Genomic DNA, 17,042 nt, shown 5'->3' with positions numbered 1-17,042 from the left:
GCCGATTGCCGGGGTACCGGGTACGGGTGGCCGAACGGATCCGCCTGGTGTTCGGGGGCGCGTTCGCCGACAGCGACGAGCGGGGCGACGTGGACACGCGGGGCCGGCGCGAGCGGGGCACCATGCAGGGGCTGTTCTTCCGGGACGCGCGGCACCTGTCGCGGTGGCGGCTGCACGTGGACGGCCGGACCTGGGAGCCGCTCGACGCGGACGCGGTGGGCTACAACCGGGCGGTGTTCACCCTCGGCGGCGCCATCGGCGACGGGATCGACGGCATCGACGCGATCCTTACCCGCGAGCGGCGCCTGGGCGCCGCGATGTCCGAGCGGTTCACCGTCACCAACCACGCGCCGCGCGAGCGCGAACTGGTGCTCTGCCTGACCTTCGACGCGGACTTCGCCGACCTGCTCGACATCTCGCACGGCCAGGCCCAGGACCAGCCGGTCACCCGCACGGTCAGCGGCGACCGGGTCAGGTTCGCGTATCGGCAGGGCGACTTCTGCCGGACCACCACGGTGTGCGCGCCGGATGCCGAACTGACCGGCGAGTCAGCCAGTTACCGGATCCGGCTGCCGCCGGGCGGCCGGTGGACGACCGAGGTGCGGGTGGACATGCTGGCCGAGGCGCACGGGCACACCTGGCCCGGCCCGAACCTGTCCGACCCGGCCAGCGAGGCGCAGGACTGGCTGGCCGACACGCCCCGCCTGACGACGGACTGGCCGGACCTCGACCGGGCCTACCGGCGCTGCCTGGCGGACTTCGCCGCCCTGCGGTTCCACCCGGATGTCGTGGCCCGCTCGTGGATGCCCGGCGCCGGCGTGCCGTGGTACATGACGCTGTTCGGCCGGGACAGCCTCATCACCAGCTACCAGACCCTGCCGTTCCTGCCCGGGCTGTGCCGCACCACGCTGCACGCCCTGGCCAGCCGGCAGGCCCAGCACCGGGACGACGAGCGGGACGCCGAGCCCGGCAAGATCCTCCACGAGCTGCGGCACGGTCCCGCCGCCTACAGCGGCCGGCGCCCCCAGTCGCCGTACTACGGCAGCGCCGACGCCACCAGCCTGTTCCTCATCGTGCTGGACGAGTACCACCGATGGACCGGCGACGCCGCGCTGGTCCGGGAGTTGGAACCGGCGGCCCGCGCCGCCCTGCGCTGGGTGGAGGAGTTCGGCGACCTGGACGGCTCCGGGTATATCAAGTACCAGACCCGCAACCCCGAGCAGGGCCTGGCCAACCAGTGCTGGAAGGACTCGCCGGTCTCCGTGCTGTACCCCGACGGCCGGCTCGCGCCGCTTCCCCGGGGCACGTGCGAGTTGCAGGGGTACGCCTACGACGCCCGGCTCCGGTGCGCCCGGCTGGCCCGCGCCGTCTGGGGCGACGCCGGCCTCGCCGACCGGCTGGAGCGGGACGCCGCCGCCTTCCGGGACCGGTTCAACACCGACTTCTGGCTCGCCGCCGGCGGCTACTACGCCCTGGCCATCGACGGCGACCGGCGCCTGGTGCCCACGCTCGCGTCCAACTTCGGGCAGTTGCTGTGGAGCGGGATCGTCCCCCCGGAGCGGGTCGACCCCCTGGTGGGCCACCTCATGGGCGACGCGCTGTTCTCCGGCTGGGGGATCCGCACGGTGGCGACCGGGCAGGCCGTGTACAACCCGGTCGCGTACCACAACGGCACCGTCTGGCCGCACGACAATTCGCTGATCGCCGCCGGGCTGGCCCGGTACGGGCGGCACGCCGAGGCGAACCGCATCGCCGGCAGCCTGCTGGAGGCGTCCGCCAGCTTCGGGTACTCGCTGCCGGAGTGCCTGACGGGCCAGGACCGCCGGGAGACCGCCCGGCCGATCCGGTACCCCGAGGCGTGCTCCCCGCAGGCGTGGGCCAGCGGCTCGGTGCTGCTGCTCCTGCGCCTGCTGATCGGCCTCGAACCGGCGTGCCCAGCCCATGTGCGGCGGGACGTGCTGGTCGACGGGAAGTCCTGGTCGGTGACCCTGGACGGCCTGCCGGCACGCGTCGACGCTGACGACCGGAGCTGAGGCCGGGGCCCCTGTTCCGGGCGCCCGAGGTGGCCGACAAGTTCGGTGAGCTACGGGACGGCCGAGGCAAGGGCAAGTCGCGCGGCGGTCACCCGGTGGCGATGTCGCGCCGGGTGGTGGCGACGATGCCGGCCAGGGAGAGCGCGACGCCCAGTCCGATGAGGACGAGCGGGGCGCCGAACCGGGGATCGGGGCCCGCGACGTCCGGCATGTGCCGGAAGAATCCGAGATCCTGGACCCGTTGCGGGACGTCGAGCAGGTTGCCGAGCAGGGCCAGCAGGGCGCTCGCGCCCAGCGGCAGCCAGGCCAGGGGCGCCAGGCGCGGGCTGATGCCGATCAGCAGCGCGGCGCAACCGGCGGTCGCGACGGCGGCGGGCCACTGGCCGACCGCGTACGCGAAGGCCCGGGCGGCGATGTCGTCTCCCTCGATGGCCACGGGCGTGATCAGCGCGCCGAGCGCCCCGGTCGCCACCAGGACGGCCGCGCTGACGGCCGCGGTGACGAGAACCTGGGCGGCCAGCGGCAGCCAGCGGCGCACACCGGTCGCCAGCACGAGATCGGTCACGCCGTCGACCTCGGAGCGCCGGCTGGCCAACACCGACAGCACCGCGTACGCGCAGACGACGATCCCGATGACGGTGTCGCTGTAGGCGAGGTACGCGGCCGCGGGGTCGCCGGTGCCGAGCTGTGACTCGAGGAAGCCGCCGAGGTCCCCGGAGCGGCTCTGCTTGACGGCGGCGGAGCCCATCGTCGAGAAGAGGGTTCCGATCGCGGCGACCCCGACCGTCCAGGCCAGCAGCGACGAGCGGCCGAGCCGGGCCGCGAGCCCGACCGGGGTGCGCAGGCGCAGGCGGCTGTCGCGGGCGGCACGCCGGGTGACGAGACCGGCGCCGAACTCCCGCCGGCCGGACAGCACCTCGGCCAGGACGGCCAGGGCGACCGCGACCAGCAGGGCGGGCGCGGACGCCCACCACCGGTCGGCGGTGAACGGTTCGATGGCGGCGCGCAGGCCGAGCGGGCTGGACCAGGCGAGCGGGTCGACCCGCTTGACGTCGCCGAAGGCCCGCAGCGCGAACGCGGCACCGACCGCGACGAAGCCGAGCGCCCGCGCCTGCCCGCCGGTGGCCGCGATCTGGGCCAGGACCGCCGTGAGGGCGCTGACCAGCAGGAAGGTCAGCCCGATCGTGGTGCCGAAGGCCATCGCCCCGGCCCAGGTCACCGCGTCGACGTGCCCGGTCGCCAGGCCGACGGCGGCGCCGCAGCCGAGCGCGAGGACGACGGCCAGGCCGGCCAGCAGGGCCAGCGCGCTGCGCAGCGGCCGCCGGGGTGCGACGCCGCAGCCGCGCAGCAGTTCGAGGGTGCCGTCGTCCTCGGCCGCCCGGGTCACCGAGACGGTGAGCAGCACGGCCATGACGGCCGCCAGGATGGTGACGATGGCCCCCAGTTCCCAGGCGAACATCTGCGCGGGCGTGCCCGGGTCGGGCAGCCGCCCGTACAGCAGGGTGGTGGCCGGGTTGTTCTGCGCCAGCTCGACGACGCCGCGGCGCTGCTGCTCGGTGTCGTATGTGTTCTGGTACGACGGGACGGTACCGGCGCAGAGGCCGATCAGCATCAGCAGCCACGCGCCGAGCGTCATCCGGTGGCGGCGGACCAGCAGGCGGGTGAGGCTCATCGGGCGGCCACCGCGTAGTGCCGCAGGAAGAGGTCCTCCAGCTTGGCGGGGGTGCAGGTGATGTCGTCTGATTCCACATCGGACAGCACGCCGAGGACGGCGGGCACCAGCGGGCGGGGCACGCTGAGGCGCAGCCGCGCGCCGTCGCGCTCGACCTCCACCCCCAGGCTGCGCAACCGGTCGGTGACGGCGTCGGCCTGCCCGCCCGGCGGGCGTGCGGTGATGGTCGAGGCGGCCAGGTAGCGCATGTCGGCCAGGCGTCCGGACTCCACCAGCCGCCCGTCCTTGATGATGGTCACCGTCTCGCAGAGCTTCTCGACCTCGGCGAGGATGTGGCTGGACAGCAGCACGGTGCGCCCGGCCGCGGCCGCCTCGCGCACGCAGCGCTGGAACAGCTCCTCCATGAGCGGGTCGAGGCCGGAGGTCGGCTCGTCCAGCACGAGCAGGTCGGTGGGCGCCGCGAACGCGGCGATCAGCGCGACCTTCTGCCGGTTGCCCTTGGAGTACGTCCCCACCCGCCGCCGGGTGTCCAGCGCGAAGTCGTTGACCAGGCGCTGCTCCGCCGCCGCGTTCCGGCGGCCGCGCAGGGCGGCCAGCGCGTCGAGCACCTCCTGCCCGGTCAGGGTGGACCAGAGCCGGACCTCGCCCGGAACGTACGAGATCCGCCTCGTCGCCTCGGCGGCGTGTGTGGCCGGGTCCAGTCCGAGCACGCGGACCCGGCCGGCGGTCGCGCGGTACAGGCCGAGCAGGACCCGGATCGTCGTCGACTTGCCCGCGCCGTTGGGCCCCAGGAAGCCGTGCACGGTGCCCGGCGCGACGCTGAGGTCGAGGCCGTCCACGGCGGCGAAGGCGCCGAACCGTTTCACCAGCCCCTCGATGTCGACGGCGGGTTCGGTCATTGGACTTGGCCTTTCTCGATGGCGGTCAGCAGGGCATCGGCGATGGCGCGGTCGATCCGGCGGTGGCGCGGGTCGGCGAGCCCGAGGTAGAGGTCGGCCGCCCGGCGGGCGAGGTCGAGGTCGACCGCCTTCATCAGCCGGGGCAGGTCGGGCCCCAGGTGCCGGGTGATCCGCTCGACCACGCCGTCGGCGATCTGAGCGATCTCCCGGTCGTCGAGCAGGTGGACCTGCTCCGCGCGGTCGGCGATCGCCCGGAACTGGTCGAGACTGCGGGCCATCGCGGCCTCGGTGAGCCCCTGGTAGAGCAGCGCCGACTCGGGCGGCATCTCACCCCGGTAGAAGGCCACCTCCATGAAGTCGCGCTCGCGGCGGATCAGGCGGCGCGCCTTCCCGTCGCCGGCGCGCGCCTCCATCTCGTCGTAGAACCGGGCGACGACCGGCGGCATCGGGGACAGGCCGCCGCCGGCCTCGACCGCGGCGATCAGGCCCGTGATGCGTTCCCGCTGCCCGCGTAGCTCGGCGAGTTGCTCGTCGACCGCGACGACGCTCGCCCGCAGGTCGGCCAGGACGGACTCCCGACTCGCTCCCTGGCCGGGCGGGTCGATGCCGGGCTGGTCGTCGAGGACGGTGGCGATCGTCGCCAGCGGGATGCCCGCCTGGGCGAGCCACCGCACCCGGACCAGCCGGGCCAGGTGCGACATGTCGTAGTCGCGGGCGCCGTCCCGCCGCCCGGGCACCGGCAGCAGCCCGATCTGGTGGTAGTACCGGATGGTTCGGACCGTGGAGCCGGTGAGGGCCGCCAGCTCCTTGATGCGCATGGGACAAGTCTCAGGTGTGACGTTACGTCACAGTCAAATCGAGCCCGGTCTCTGCGAACCGGGGCGGTCACCGCCTGACGCCCGGTAGCCCTCGCTGGTGGGCCGGACAGCGCGCGAGCAGCGCCGGTTCACCCGCCGCGGTGCGGGGTCTTGCGCGGATGGCGCCGGCAGCGGACCGTGCCGTTCATGCCCACCCCCGGCACCTTCCGCCAGCCGCAGCGCCTCGACGACCGCAGCGACCCCGCGGTCCTCTACGTGCTGTCCTACCTGATCACCCGGACCGTGGTCGGCTTCCTCGGCATCCTGCTGCCGATCGCGTTCATCGTCGGCGAGGCGTTCTACCTGCGCGGCAGCGTCCAGATCCGCGGCTCGATCAGCGCGTACTACCACACGCCGATGCGGGACCTCTTCGTCGCCGGGCTCTGCGTCATCGGCTTCCTGTTGATGACCTACATGTCGGCGCAGACGAGGACCTGGGACTTCTGGCTGAGCCTCGTCGCCGGGATCGCCGTCGTCGGGGTCGCCTTCTTCCCGACCCGCCGCCCCGGTCTGGCGTCCGGCGCCCCGCCCTGCGGCGGTCAACCGGTGCCGGCCGGGTGCGCACCGATGCAGCAGGCGCTGGGCGAGACCACCACCGCGGTCATCCACTTCACCTGCGCCGCGGTCTTCATGCTCAGCCTCGCCGCCATCGCGTTCCTGTTCGGGTACCGGGAAAAGAGGTTCGGGATCAACCCGGGGATGGCTCTGGTGCAGCAGATCTGCGGCTGGGCGATCATCGCCGCGATCGCCTGGGCCGTCCTGGGCTTCATCGTCGACCTGACCGTCTGGGAACTGACGCCGCTCTACGTCGGCGAGGTCGTCTCGGTGTGGGCGTTCGGCATCTCCTGGCTCCTCAAGGGGCGGGACCTGCGCGCCCTGCTCGGGCTGCGCAACGTGCCCCGCTCCCCGCGGACCGCCGGCGAACTGACCAAGGTCTGACCGACCCGGCGCACCTGCCGCGTTCGGCGCCGTTAACCGCGCTCGCCGCTCCACCCCGACGGCGGCCGGGGTGCGGCGTCGGTGCGCAGCGCGGTGTAGCGGCCCCGGTGGTACAGCAGCGGCTCGCCGTCGCCGGTCTGGTTCGCCGCCACCGGCTCGGCCAGGACGATGTCGTGGTCGCCGGCGGTGATCCGCCGGACGACCCGGCAGACCAGCCAGGCCAGCACGTCGTGCAGGACCGGCACCCCGTGCGGCCCGGGGCTCCAGCCGGAGTGGCTGGCGAACCGGTCGATGCCGCTGGTGGCGAAGATGCCGGCGACCCGCTGCTGGCCGCGGGTGAGCAGGTGGACCCCGACGTGGGCCGCCTCGGCGACGCCCGGCCAGGTGGACGCCGAGTGGGCGACGCAGAAGGAGACCAGCGGCGGGCGCAGCGACACGGACGTGAAGGACGTCGCGGTGAAGCCCACCGGCGGGCGGCCCGCGGCGGTCACGACGCTCACCGCGGCCGCCTGCTGGCGCAGCAGCGCGCGCAGCGCCTCCGGCTCGACGGGGCCGCTCGGTTCGAGGGTCACGGTCATGGCTCTCGCCTCCTCGTGGACGGGCCTGAGCGTCTCGACCCGGCTCAAGCGGGACGCGGTCGCGCGCGGTCGCCCACCCGCGACAGCAGCCCCGCGACACCGCGATCACGGTGCCGTCGAGCGGGCCGCTCTCTCTTGATATGCCTACATCCTGGCGCCGTATTTCCTATAGGACAAGTAGGATTTCACGGCTTGGGACACCCGGCCGTCTCCCGCGCCCGGCGGTTACTGTGCCCCCCGGCCCGTGGTCGGCACCGATCAGTTCACGCCGCCGGCACGGCTGTGGACCACAGTGGACTGAGCCGCCGACGCGCCCGCGTGACCGGCCAACGGTTCGCTCACTGCGCGTCGGGGCCGGCCGGTACGCCGAGCAGGGCGAGCAGCCGGCGGCGCAGCGGGCCGAACCCGGGCGCGTCGGTGGTACGGGGATGCGCCACGGTGATCGGCACGTCCTCGACGAGCACGCCACCGTCCAACAGCAGCACCCGGTCGGCCAGCAGCAGGGCCTCGTCCACGTCGTGCGTGACCAGCAGGGCGGCGAACCGGTGCTCGGCGCGCAGCCGCTGGAACAGCGCCTGCATCCGCAGCCGGGTGAGCGCGTCCAGCGCGCCGAACGGCTCGTCCAGCAGCAGCAGTTCGGGCTGGCGGACCAGCGCCCGGGCCACCGCCACCCGCTGCGACTGCCCGCCGGACAGCTCGGCCGGCCAGGCCCGTTCCCGCCCGGCCAGGCCGACCTCGGCCAGCGCGGCGGCCACCCGGCCGGCGACGTCCCGACCGGCGACGCCCAGCGCCACGTTGTCGGCGACCCGTTTCCACGGCAACAGCCGGTGCTCCTGGAACACCACGGCGGACCGGGCCGGCACCGTGACCTCGCCGCACGCGTCGCCGTCGAGCCCCGCCAGGACGCGCAGCAGCGTGCTCTTGCCGGAGCCGCTGGACCCCAGCAGGGCCACCACCTCGCCCGCGGCGATCGTCAGGTCGACACCGTTGAGTACCGGCACCGGGCCGAACGCCCGCCGCACGCCGACAGCGCGCACCACGGCGACCGGGGTCACCGCGGTGGCGGCACCGGTCAGGTCGCCCGTAGGCCGCGTCGCCACGCCAGCGCCCTCCGTTCGGCCACCCGCAGCAGCAGATCGGAGGCCAGCCCGAGCAGGGCGTAGACGACCAGGCCGAGCACGACCACGTCGGTCTGGCTGAACTCGCGGGCCTCCATCATCATGAAGCCGATCCCCACCTGCGCGTTCACCTGCTCGCTGACCACCAGGCTGAGCCAGCCCGCGGCGAACGCCAGCCGGAGCCCGATGAACAGCGCCGGCAGCGCGCCGGGCAGCACGACGTGCCGCAGCCGCGCCGCCGCGGACAGCCCGCAGGTGCGCGCCGCCTCCACCAGGCGTTCGTCGATGTCCCGGATGCCCGCGTACGTGTTGAGGTAGATCGGGAAGAACGCGCCGAGCGCGACCAGCGAGATCTTCAGCGACTCGCCGATCCCGAGCCAGATCAGCAGCAGCGGGAGCAGCCCCAGGTGGGGCAGCATGCGCGCCATCTGGACCGGCGGGTCGATCAGGTCGTCGCCCAGGCGCAGCAGCCCCGCCACCGCGCCGGCGAGCAGGCCGACGCCCCCGCCCACCGCCAGCCCGATCACGGCGCGGGTCAGCGACTGGGCCAGGTGGGCGCCGAGCGCGCCGTCCCGGGCCAGCCGCCATCCGACGGCCAGCACGTCGCTGGGCGCGGGCAGCTTGTCCGGCGACACGAGGCCGGCGCGGCTGACCAGTTCCCACGCCAGCACGAGGACCACCGGGCTGACCAAGCGCCGCCACCGACGGACCCGCGGACCGCGGCGCGCCCGGACGGGCACCGTCGCCACCGCTTTCGGGGCCGCGCCCGCTGCCGTGCCCGTCCGGGGAGCCGCGTCCTCGGTGACGGTCACCGCAGCACCTCGGTGTACCGGTCGTCGATCAGGGACCGCATGTCCACCGGGCCGGGAATCAGCTTCAGATCGGCGAACCCGTCCGCGATGCGTTGCAGTTCCTCGCCGATCGCCGGGGTGACCGGGGCGAGCGGCTTCGCGCTGCGCTCCAGCGAGCGCTTCGTCACGTCCAGCGGGATCCGCAACTCCGGCGCCAGCACGCCGGCCCGCTCGTCGGGGTGGGCGATGCCCCAGTCGGTGGTCTCCCGCAGCGTCGTCAGGAACCGCTTGATCTGCTCGGACTTGGTGTCCAGCGCCTTCGTCGAGACCAGGATGTACTCCCGGTTGCCGGCCAGCCCGGTCGCGTCGACGAGCACCTTCACGCCGGGCCCCTCGGCCAGCGCGAAGTACGGATCCCAGACGATCCACGCGTCGACCTGGCGGCTGTCGAACGCCGGCCGGGCCTCGGCCGGCTTGAGGTACCGCACGGTCACGTCGTCGAGCGTCATGCCGTTGGCCGCCAGCAGGCGCAGCAGCAACCAGTTGACGTTCGAGCCCTTGTTCAGCGCGATCGTGCGGCCCTTGAGATCCGCGAAGGAGGAGAAGCCGCTGTCGGAGTGCACCAGCACGGCCTCACCCTCGGGCACCTCGGCGGAGGTGGCGACGATCCGGAAGTCGGTCCGGGCGGCGGCGGCGAACACCGGCGGCGCCTCGCCGGTCTCCCCGATGTCGATGGAGCCGGCCCGCAGCGCCTCGGTCAGTGCCGGGCCGCTCTCGAACAGCGACCACGCCAGGTCGCCGCCGGCCTCGCGGGCCTTGACCAGGCTTTCGCTGCCGTAGCGCTGGTAGCCCACCCGCAGCGGCTGTTCGCCACCGGAGCCACCGCCGGACGAACCGGAACCGGCGGCGCCGGCGCAGCCGGAGGTGACGCCGAGCGCGGCGACGAGCGCCAGAGTCAGGGCGGTGTCGGTCCATCGCCAGGACCGGGCACGCATCGTGGTTGCTCCTTCGCCGTCGCTGTTTCAGTGGGACCCGACCGCGGCGGGCTGCGCCGCGACGGACGCCGGTGGGGCGGGACGCGCCGGGGCGAACGGCACCGGCGTCGCACCCGGGGCCGCCGGCCCGGCCGGGTGCCGCCAGAGCCCGCGCCGGGCCAGGATCGGCAGCACCCCCTCGCCGAACCAGTACGCCTCCTCCACGTGCGGGTGTCCGGAGAGGACGAACTCGGTGATGCCCAGCTCGGCGTATTCGGCGATCCGCTCGGCCACCTCGGTGTGGCTGCCGACCAGGGCGGTGCCGGCGCCGCCACGGACCAGCCCGAAGCCGGCCCACAGGTTGGGCGAGATCTCGAGCCGGTCCCGGCTGCCCCCGTGCAGCTCCAACATCCGGCGCTGCCCCTCGGACTCGCTGCGCCGCAGTCCCTCCTGGACGCGCCGGATGTCGACGTCGCTGATCCGGTCGAGCAGCCGCCGCGCCTGGGCCCAGCCCTCGGCCGCGGTGTCCCGGGCGATCACGTGCAGCCGGATGCCGAAGCGGGGCACCCGCCCGGCGTCGGCGTACGCGGCGCGGGTGGCGGCCAGCTTCCCGGCCACCTGCTCGGGCGGCTCGCCCCAGGTCAGGTACACGTCGGCGTGCCGCCCGGCGACCGCGAGCGCGGGCGCGGAGGAGCCGCCGAAGTACACCGGGGGCACCGGGTCGGGAACCTGGTGCAGCCGGGCCTGTTCAACCCGCAGGTGCGCGCCGGTGAAGGTCACCGTCTCGCCCCGCCACAGCGCGCGGACCACCCGCAGGAACTCGTCCGTGCGCGCGTACCGGGCGTCCTTGTCCAGCAGGTCGCCGTACGCCCGCTGCTCGGCGCCCTCCCCGCCGGTGACGACGTTGAGCAGCAGCCGACCCTGGGACTGCCGCTGGAAGGTGGCGGCCATCTGGGCGGCCAGGGTCGGCGAGAGCAGGCCGGGACGGAACGCCACCAGGAACTTCAGGCGCTCCGTGACCCCGGTCAGCATGGCGGTGGTCAGCCAGGCGTCCTCGCACCACGCGCCGGTGGGCGTCAGCGCGCCGACGAAACCCAGCTGCTCCGCCGTGCGGGCGATCTGCCCGAGGTACGCCACGGTCGGCGGGCGGGAGCCGCCGGCGCTGCCCACCGGGACACCGTGGCCGCCGTCGACGATGTCGCGACTGTCGCCGTAGGTGGGCAGGAACCAGTGGAACGTCAGAGCCATCGGGTCACCTCGGATCGTCTCGGGCGTTCGTCACCGCCGCCGGCGCGGGCGGCGACCGGCGGGCGGGACGGGGACGGGCGGGCGGCGGGCGATGGCCGCCATGTCCGGTCAGCGCCGACAGGACATGGCGGCCCGGTGACCCGGGTCGACGCCGGGTCGACCGGTCAGCCGCGCCGGAAGGAACACCCATCTTTCCTACCGTCTAGATAGGCTATTCGGCAAGCGCCGACGCCCACCCTCCCGAGTAGTGGAACCCAGACTCAGCCGCGGAGCCGTCCGGCAGCGGCGGCGCCGTGCGGGCGGCTGGCGGCCCGGCGGCGGTCACCCGCTCGACGCACCCGCACCGGCTACGCCGGGGCGGCAACCGCCGGGAAAGCCAACACAACCGTCCATAGCGGCCGCACGCTCGATCTCGCGGCCCATCCCGGCACCGATGCAGGGGCGGTAAGATCTTGGTACTAACACGCCCATTTCCCGGCATTTCCACCTCGCCGGCCGCCCCACCCACCCGTGGTTCGATCTTGAGTCGGCCCCGTGACCGGCGAAACCAGGAGCCCGCGGGAGTACGTGAACCCCGCCCGATCGGACCGCCGGCCGCGCGCGTGGTCGGGTCGCGCGATGCAGCCCGCCGAGAGCCCGGTCACCAGCTGTGCATCGTGCCGTCCTCGAGGCGGTTCACCGGCAGCGACGCCGGCCGGTAGGGGTATTTGGCGGCCAGGTCCTCGTCGATGTCCACGCCGAGGCCGGGCTCCTCCGACGGGTGCAGGTACCCGTCGGCGTAGCGGTAGCCGTGCGGGAAGACCGCGTCGGTGGCGTCGGTGTGCCGCATGTACTCCTGGAGGCCGAAGTTGGGGATGGCGATGTCCACGTGCAGCGCGGCGGCCATGCACACCGGCGACAGGTCGGTGGCGCCGTGCGAGCCGCTGCGGACGTGGTGCAGGGCGGCCAGGTCGAAGATGCGGCGCAGGTGGCTGATGCCGCCGGCGTGCACGACGGTGGTGCGGATGTAGTCGATGAGCTGCTCCCGGATGAGCTGCTCGCAGTCCCAGACCGTGTTGAACACCTCGCCGACCGCGATCGGTGTGGTGGTGTGCTGGCGGATGAGCCGGAAGCCGTCCTGCGACTCGGCCGGGACCGGATCCTCCATCCAGGTCAGCGCGAAGGGTTCCAGGGACCTGCCGAGCCGGGCGGCCTCGATGGGGGTGAGCCGGTGGTGCACGTCGTGCAGCAGCTTCAGCGCCGGGCCGAACTCCTCGCGGACGCGGGCGAACACCGACGGCACGTGCGCGAGGTAGCGCTCGGTCGACCAGACGTTCTCGGTCGGGATCGCCGCGTCGGCCGGCTCGTAGAACATCTTGTTGGTGCTGACCCCGTAGGTGCTGGCCAGCCCGGGCACGCCGGTCTGCACCCGCACCGCGCGGTAGCCCAGTTCGACGTACCTGGCCACCTCGGTCAGCACGTCGTCGACCGACTCGCCGTTGGCGTGCCCGTAGACCGTCACGCCCGCCCGCGAGCGGCCGCCGAGCAGCCGGTAGACCGGCAGGCCGGCGACCTTGCCGAGGATGTCCCACAGCGCGGTGTCGACGGCCGCGACGGCGGTCATCGTCACCGGACCGCGCCGCCAGTATGCGCCCTTGTACAGGTACTGCCAGGTGTCCTCGATCCGACTCGGGTCCCGGCCGATGAGCAGCGGGGCGACGTGGTCGCGCAGGTACGCCGCGACCGCGAGTTCACGCCCGTTGAGCGTGGCGTCGCCCAGCCCGTACACCCCCTCGTCGGTGACGATCTTGAGGGTGACGAAGTTGCGGTCCGGGCAGGTGACGATGACCCGGGCGTCCGTGATTCTCATTCCGGTTCTTCCTTGACTCGGGCAACCAGCTGCGTCGGGTTCACCACGCGCAGCGCGAGCACCAGCAGGACGAGCATGGTGCCGGTGTAGATGACGGCCATCGCGTCGACGGACTGCTGGGCGCGGATGCCGGCGGCCGACATGGAGTTGTAGAGCGCGACGACGAGGGTGGTGGAGTCGGGGCCGGCGGTGAGGAAGGTCAGCTCGAACATGCCGACGGTGCGCACCAGCACCAGGATCGAGGCGGCGAGCATGCCGGGCACGAGCAGCGGCGCGAGGATGCGCGTGAAGATCCGGCCGGTACCGGCGCCGCACATCCGCGCGGCCCGCTCGATGGCCGGGTCGATCTGCTCGATGAACGGGGTCATGGTGAGGATCACGAACGGCACCGACGGCACCAGGTTGGCCAGCACCACGCCGCTGAAGTGCCCGGCAAACCCGTACTTGTACAGCACCGTGGCCAGCGGGATGCCGTAGGTGATCGGCGGCATCAGGATCGGCAGCAGGAACAGCAGGTAGAGCAGGCGGCGGCCGGGGAACGACCGGCGGGCCAGCACGTAGGAGGCCGGCACGCCGACCAGCACCGAGATCGCCACGACCGACAGCGATACCTCGACGGTGGTGACCAGCACGGGCAGCAGGCCGAAGTCGCGCCAGGCCTCGCCGTACCACCGGCCGGTCCAGCCCTGGGGCAGCCAGGTGTCGAACCAGCGCTCCCCGAACGAGCTGACCACCACCGACCCGATCACACCGGCGAGGTTGACGAAGAAGAAGATGACCAGGCCCCAGACGAGCCAGGCGGCCGGGCGCGCCCGGATGGCCCGGACGGGGCGGGGGCGGGTCGCGGTCGTTCGGGCGATCGTCGGCGCGGTCATCCCTTGCCTCCCGTGGAGCCGGTGAACAGCGTGGCACGCCACCCGAGCGTGATGGCGATGACGACCAGTTCGACCAGCCCCATGACGATCGCGATGGCGGACGCCTTGGCGTAGTCGTACTGCTCGTAGCCGGCGTGCCAGGCGGCGATGGAGATGACCCGGGTCTCGCCCGCCGGGTCGCCGACGAGCACGGCGGAGGGGAAGACGCTGAACGCCAGCACGAAGGTCAGGCAGAAGGTGGTCGCCAGCCCGGGGGCCAGCAGCGGCAGGGTGATGCGCCGGAACCGTTGGGTGCGGCTCGCGCCGAGGGTCGCCGCGGCGCGTTCCAGGGTGGGATCGATGCCGGACAGGTACGACAGCACCAGCAGGAACGCGAACGGGAACCCGGTGATGAGCAGGGAGAAGAAGACGCCCCAGTAGTTGTTCGTCAAGCGCACCGGCGCGTCGGTGAGCCCGGCTCCGATCAGGATGCGGTTGAACCAGCCGGCGGGGCCGAGGAAGTTCAGCAGGCCCTGCGCGGTGAGCACGGTGCCGAGCGTGATCGGGACGACGAGCAGCGTCGTGAGCAGCCGCTTGCCGCGGAACCGGCCCCGCATGCGGTAGGCGATCGGCACCGACACGCCGACGTTGAGCAGGGCCACCGGCAGCGACAGCTTGAGCGTGGTCCAGATCGTGTTCCGCTCGTACGGATCCGTGAAGAACGCGCGGTAGGCGCCGAGCGGGCCGCCCCGCTCCGGCTGGAAGGACAGGCCGAGGCCGTAGCAGAACGGGTAGACGAACAGCACCAGCACGAACACGGCCGCCGGGACGAGCAGCAGGATCTGGCGGTCGATGCCGCGTTCGGCCAGCCGGTGTGTCAGGGCCGGTCGGCTCATGGTTCGTCCTCGTCCGCCGGGAAGACCAGCAGGTCGGCCGGGTCGACGCCGACGGTGACCGGCTCACCGACCGCCGGCCGCTGCCCGGCGCGCGCGTGCAGCCGCACCCCCTGCGCGGTGACGACCTCGACGGCCGCCTCGCGGCCCTGGTACTCCACCACCTCCACGGTGGCCGGGACGCCGCCGGCCGCGTCCAGCCGGAGGCTCTCCGGCCGGGCGGCCGCCACCACGGGGTCGCCCGGCCGCAGCGCGCCCACGGCGGTGCCGTGCAGGCGCATCCCGTCGCCCTCGACGACGGCCTTGTCGCCGGCCAGTTCGGCGACCCGCATGGGCAGCAGGTTGCGGAAACCCATGAAGTCGGCGACGTGCCGGTTGGCGGGGGTGGTGTGCAGTTCCTCGGGCGTGCCGATCTGCTGTACCCGCCCGGCCCGCAGCACGACCAGGCGGTCGGCCAGCGACAGCGCCTCCTCCTGGTCGTGCGTCACGTAGACGGTGGTCAGCCCCAGCGACTGGTGCAGGCGGCGGATCTCGGTGCGCATCTCCAGCCGCAGCTTGGCGTCCAGGTTGGACAGCGGCTCGTCCATGAGGACCAGCGCCGGTTCGAGGACCACGGCCCGGGCGATCGCCACCCGCTGCTGCTGCCCGCCGGACAGCTGCCCGGGCAGCTTCGCCGCGTGCTCCTCGAGGCGGACCAGGCGGATCGCCTCGTCCGTGCGCCGCCGGATCTCGGCCCGGGGCAGGCGGCGCATCTGCAGCCCGAAGGCGATGTTGCGGCGCACCGACAGGTGCGGGAACAGCGCGTAGCTCTGGAACACCATGCCGAAGCCGCGCTTCTCCGGCGGGACGGTGTCCAGCCGCGTCTCGTCCTGCCAGATGCTGCCGTCGGTGAGCGGCAGCAGCCCGGCCAGGCAGTTCAGCGCCGTGGACTTGCCGCAGCCGGAGGGGCCGAGCAGGGCGATGAACTCGCCGCGGCGGATCGTCATGGTGAGGCCGGTCAGGGCGTCGTGCCCGGCGAAGCGCCGGGTCACGCCCTCCAGCCGCAGATCGGTGAAGCCGGTGGTCACTTCTTCACCTTCGCGCCGCCCACCTCGCGGTCCCACGTGTCGAACGCGGTGACCAGCGCCTTGGCGTCCAGCGGCACCTCGAGCGGGTGGTCGGCGATGAGCGTCTCGTACTCGGCGCGGCCGTACTCGCCGAGCGCCTGCTGGCTGTCCGCCGGGGCCATCGACAGGTCGACGCCCTTGACCGCCGGCCCGGGGTAGAAGTAGCCCTTGTCGTACGCCTTGGCCTGCTGCTGCGGGGTGAGCATGGACTGGAGCAGGGTGAGGATCGCGCTCTGCTTGTCGTTGCCGACCCCCTTGGGCACGACGGCGTAGTGCGCGTCGGTGACCCAGTGGAACCCGTCGAGCGTGCCGATCTTCGCCTCCTTCGGCACCTGGCCGAGCACCCGCGGGTTGATGTCCCAGCCGGTGGTGCTCACGATGATCTTCGCCGAGCCGTTGGCGAGGTTCTTCATCGTCTCGCTCGTCGCGGACGGGTAGAGCGTGACGTACTGGTTCAGCTCCTTGAGGTAGGCCCAGGTCTTCTCCCAGCCGTTGACCGGGTCCTTCGGGTCCTTGTCGCCGAGCAGGTACGGCAGGCCCATCAGGAAGGTGCGCCCGGGGCCGGAGTTGGACGGCCGGGCATACTGCACCGCGCCCGGGTTCGCCTTGGCGAACTCCAGCAGCGCCTGCGCGGTGGTGGGCGGGTTGGGCACCTTGTCCGGCAGGTACTCGATGAGCGGGCCCGACGGGTAGTAGGTGACGGTGACGCCGAAGTCGCCGGCGAGGTTCTGCATCGCGGCGGCGCCGGGTAGGTACTCCCGCATGCCGGGGAGCCGGTCCGCGTAGGTGGGCAGCAGCGGCTGCCACAGGCCCTGGTCGACGCCCGCGGCGAGGCCGTCGACGCCGGTGAGGACCAGGTCGATGTCGATGCGACCGGCGTCCTGCTGCGCCTTCACCTTGCCGGCGAGCTCCGGCGCCGTGGCCTTGGAGTAGGTGACCTTGCTGATGATCGACGGGTTGTTCGCGACGAACTCGTCGATCATCCCCTGGGTCAGTTGCAGGTTGCCCGCGACGTCGAGGATGTTGAGCGTCACCGGCGAGCCGGGCTTGTCCGGCACGGGGCCGCTGGTGCCGGCCGGGCTCGCCTTCTCGGGTGCGCCGCACCCGGCCAGCAGGCCGAGGGCCAGGAGACCGGCTGCGGTACAGAATGCGCGGCGGGTGGAGGGCATGGCGGTTCCTCTCCGGGGCTGGCGCGTCGGCACGTCGCCGCCCCCTGTGGTGGTGTTCGCGT

The 17,042-nt window shown here is 73.2% G+C and carries 15 protein-coding genes; 2 read left to right on the top strand and 13 right to left on the bottom strand.

Annotation, left to right across the window (positions count from 1 at the left end; all coding sequences use genetic code 11):
- The first annotated feature begins 26 nt into the window (after positions 1 to 26).
- Positions 27 to 2,033 (top strand): amylo-alpha-1,6-glucosidase, encoded by a 2,007-nt coding sequence (locus KJS59_RS09250; protein WP_213452068.1) that lies wholly within the window; start codon positions 27 to 29, stop codon positions 2,031 to 2,033.
- Between the two features lie 88 nt (positions 2,034 to 2,121).
- On the opposite strand, the gene KJS59_RS09245 is transcribed toward KJS59_RS09250, so the two are convergent.
- From KJS59_RS09245 to KJS59_RS09235, 3 genes are read right to left on the bottom strand one after another with little or no spacing between them, the layout of a single operon-like run.
- Positions 2,122 to 3,705 carry a hypothetical protein gene (locus tag KJS59_RS09245; RefSeq protein ID WP_213452066.1) on the bottom strand — a complete coding sequence of 528 codons (1,584 nt, stop codon included), beginning with the start codon at positions 3,703 to 3,705 and terminating at the stop codon, positions 2,122 to 2,124.
- Entirely contained in the window at positions 3,702 to 4,604 is a 903-nt protein-coding gene (locus KJS59_RS09240) for an ABC transporter ATP-binding protein (protein ID WP_213452064.1), read from the bottom strand. The genes KJS59_RS09245 and KJS59_RS09240 overlap by 4 nt, the downstream gene beginning before the upstream one ends.
- The gene (locus KJS59_RS09235) at positions 4,601 to 5,422 is read right to left on the bottom strand and encodes a MerR family transcriptional regulator (protein WP_213452062.1); all 822 of its coding nucleotides are present in this window, start codon (positions 5,420 to 5,422) and stop codon (positions 4,601 to 4,603) included. The genes KJS59_RS09240 and KJS59_RS09235 overlap by 4 nt, the downstream gene beginning before the upstream one ends.
- 186 nt (positions 5,423 to 5,608) lie before the next feature.
- Between KJS59_RS09235 and KJS59_RS09230 the strand changes: the two genes are divergently transcribed.
- Complete coding sequence (locus KJS59_RS09230) at positions 5,609 to 6,400, top strand: hypothetical protein (protein WP_213452060.1); 792 nt, start codon at positions 5,609 to 5,611, stop codon at positions 6,398 to 6,400.
- 32 nt (positions 6,401 to 6,432) lie between these two features.
- On the opposite strand, the gene KJS59_RS09225 is transcribed toward KJS59_RS09230, so the two are convergent.
- The 10 genes from KJS59_RS09225 to KJS59_RS09180 form a co-directional block, all read right to left on the bottom strand.
- Positions 6,433 to 6,978: a flavin reductase family protein gene (locus KJS59_RS09225; protein WP_213452058.1), complete on the bottom strand. Its 546-nt coding sequence runs from the start codon at positions 6,976 to 6,978 to the stop codon at positions 6,433 to 6,435.
- Between the two features lie 338 nt (positions 6,979 to 7,316).
- On the bottom strand, positions 7,317 to 8,078 hold the full coding sequence (locus KJS59_RS09220; protein ID WP_376771142.1) for an ABC transporter ATP-binding protein: 762 nt from the start codon (positions 8,076 to 8,078) through the stop codon (positions 7,317 to 7,319).
- Positions 8,051 to 8,908 (bottom strand): ABC transporter permease subunit, encoded by an 858-nt coding sequence (locus KJS59_RS09215; RefSeq protein WP_249713996.1) that lies wholly within the window; start codon positions 8,906 to 8,908, stop codon positions 8,051 to 8,053. Before KJS59_RS09215 ends, KJS59_RS09220 begins: the two co-directional genes overlap by 28 nt.
- Positions 8,905 to 9,882, bottom strand: coding sequence for an aliphatic sulfonate ABC transporter substrate-binding protein (locus tag KJS59_RS09210; protein ID WP_213452056.1), 978 nt, complete (start codon positions 9,880 to 9,882; stop codon positions 8,905 to 8,907). The genes KJS59_RS09215 and KJS59_RS09210 overlap by 4 nt, the downstream gene beginning before the upstream one ends.
- A gap of 27 nt (positions 9,883 to 9,909) precedes the next feature.
- On the bottom strand, positions 9,910 to 11,109 hold the full coding sequence (locus KJS59_RS09205) for an LLM class flavin-dependent oxidoreductase (RefSeq protein WP_213452054.1): 1,200 nt from the start codon (positions 11,107 to 11,109) through the stop codon (positions 9,910 to 9,912).
- 640 nt (positions 11,110 to 11,749) lie between these two features.
- The gene (gene manD / locus KJS59_RS09200) at positions 11,750 to 12,958 is read right to left on the bottom strand and encodes a D-mannonate dehydratase ManD (RefSeq protein WP_213452052.1); all 1,209 of its coding nucleotides are present in this window, start codon (positions 12,956 to 12,958) and stop codon (positions 11,750 to 11,752) included.
- The gene (locus KJS59_RS09195) at positions 12,955 to 13,833 is read right to left on the bottom strand and encodes an ABC transporter permease (protein WP_213452050.1); all 879 of its coding nucleotides are present in this window, start codon (positions 13,831 to 13,833) and stop codon (positions 12,955 to 12,957) included. Before KJS59_RS09195 ends, manD begins: the two co-directional genes overlap by 4 nt.
- Positions 13,830 to 14,708 carry an ABC transporter permease gene (locus tag KJS59_RS09190; protein ID WP_213452049.1) on the bottom strand — a complete coding sequence of 293 codons (879 nt, stop codon included), beginning with the start codon at positions 14,706 to 14,708 and terminating at the stop codon, positions 13,830 to 13,832. The genes KJS59_RS09195 and KJS59_RS09190 overlap by 4 nt, the downstream gene beginning before the upstream one ends.
- Positions 14,705 to 15,772, bottom strand: a complete 1,068-nt coding sequence (locus KJS59_RS09185) for an ABC transporter ATP-binding protein (RefSeq protein WP_249713995.1) — start codon at positions 15,770 to 15,772, stop codon at positions 14,705 to 14,707. The genes KJS59_RS09190 and KJS59_RS09185 overlap by 4 nt, the downstream gene beginning before the upstream one ends.
- Entirely contained in the window at positions 15,769 to 16,980 is a 1,212-nt protein-coding gene (locus KJS59_RS09180) for an extracellular solute-binding protein (protein ID WP_213452047.1), read from the bottom strand. The genes KJS59_RS09185 and KJS59_RS09180 overlap by 4 nt, the downstream gene beginning before the upstream one ends.
- Between the last annotated feature and the right edge of the window lie 62 nt (positions 16,981 to 17,042).

It is taken from the genome of Rhizomonospora bruguierae (assembly GCF_018397995.1).
Taxonomy (GTDB): domain Bacteria; phylum Actinomycetota; class Actinomycetes; order Mycobacteriales; family Micromonosporaceae; genus Rhizomonospora; species Rhizomonospora bruguierae.
The sequence above is the reverse complement of the archived record's forward strand: the minus strand, read 5'-3'. Positions and strand labels throughout refer to the sequence as shown.